At 61.9% G+C, this 1,268-nt stretch carries 1 protein-coding gene; it reads right to left on the bottom strand.

The window, feature by feature from the left end:
* Nucleotides 1-34: 34 nt before the first annotated feature.
* Nucleotides 35-1,203, bottom strand: a protein-coding gene (locus tag FV234_RS25805) for an IS3 family transposase (protein ID WP_147832442.1) whose coding sequence is annotated in 2 segments (ribosomal slippage) — nucleotides 35-939 and nucleotides 939-1,203 — 1,170 coding nt in all. Because the reading frame shifts where the segments join, the coding sequence is not laid out codon by codon here.
* Nucleotides 1,204-1,268 lie beyond the last annotated feature (65 nt).

Raw genomic sequence — 1,268 nt, 5'->3', positions numbered from 1 at the left:
TGGCCTGCCCCCATTCGGTGGCCCAGGTTCGAAGTTAGTGCATCGTCGGCCGTGTGACGATGGCGGGGTGAGCGAGCGGCGCTGATCTGCTCGGTTCCGTTGGCCAGATGACGACCTCCGGTGCAGGCGGGTGGTAGCCGAGCGACGAGTGCGGCCGGATGCTGTTGTAGTGCCTACGCCATTGCTCGATCACGACGCAGGCCTCCTTGAGGGTGTAGAACACCTCGCCGTTGAGGAGCTCATCCCGCAGCTTCGCGTTGAAGCTCTCGCAATAGCCGTTCTCCCACGGACTGCCCGGCTCGATGTAGGCGGTCGTCGATCCCACCGCCGCGATCCAGTCCTGAACGGCTTTAGCGATGAACTCCGGCCCATTGTCCGAGCGGATATGACCCGGCACACCGCGCAGGCTGAACAGATCCGAGAGAACATCGATCACGTCGAGTGCCTTCAGCTTGCGAGATACACGGATTGCCAGACACTCGCGCGTGAACTCGTCGATGACGTTCAGCATCCGGTATTTGCGCCCATTATGCGTGCGGTGCTCGACGAAGTCGTAGGACCAGACGTGGTCCGGTCGCTCCGGTCGCAGTCGTCGGCATGAGCCATCGTTGAGCCAGAGGCGTGCCCGCTTCGGTTGGCGAGCGGGGACCTTAAGGCCTTCCTGTCGCCAGATCCGTTCGACCCGCTTCACGTTCACCGTCCAGCCGTCGCGCCGGAGCAAGGCCGTGATCCGACGGTAGCCGTAACGGCCGTACTGGAGGGCCAACGCGATGATCGCAGCCGTCAGGGCGGCTTCGTCCTCGATCAAGACGGCGCATTTGCGCTGTGTCGAACGATGCTGGCCCAGAACACGGCAGGCGAAGCGTTCCGAGACGCCATGCTCGGCAACGACGTAGTCGACACAAGCCCGGCGGCGAGCCGGGCTCAGAAGTTTCCCGAGGCGGCCTCCTTCAGGATCAGCTTCTCCAGGGTCAGGTCGGAGATCGCTCGACGAAGACGCTGGTTCTCAGTCTCCAAGGACTTCAGCCGCTTGACCTGATCGCCCTTCAGACCGCCGTACTCGGAACGCCAGCGATAGTACGTGACTTCCGTCACCTCGATGGATCGGATTGCTTCAGCAACCTTGCGTCCTTGCGACACCAAGACATCGACCTGACGCAGCTTGGCGACGATCTCTTCAGCCGTATGCTTCTTCCGTCCCATGAAAATATCCTCCACATGGCTTGAAGCCATACCTCAGGGAGGACCACTTTTCAGGAGGCAGGCCA

This window comes from Methylobacterium sp. WL8, from assembly GCF_008040045.1.
Classification (GTDB): domain Bacteria; phylum Pseudomonadota; class Alphaproteobacteria; order Rhizobiales; family Beijerinckiaceae; genus Methylobacterium; species Methylobacterium cerastii.
This window is presented reverse-complemented; position numbering and strand designations above follow the sequence as displayed.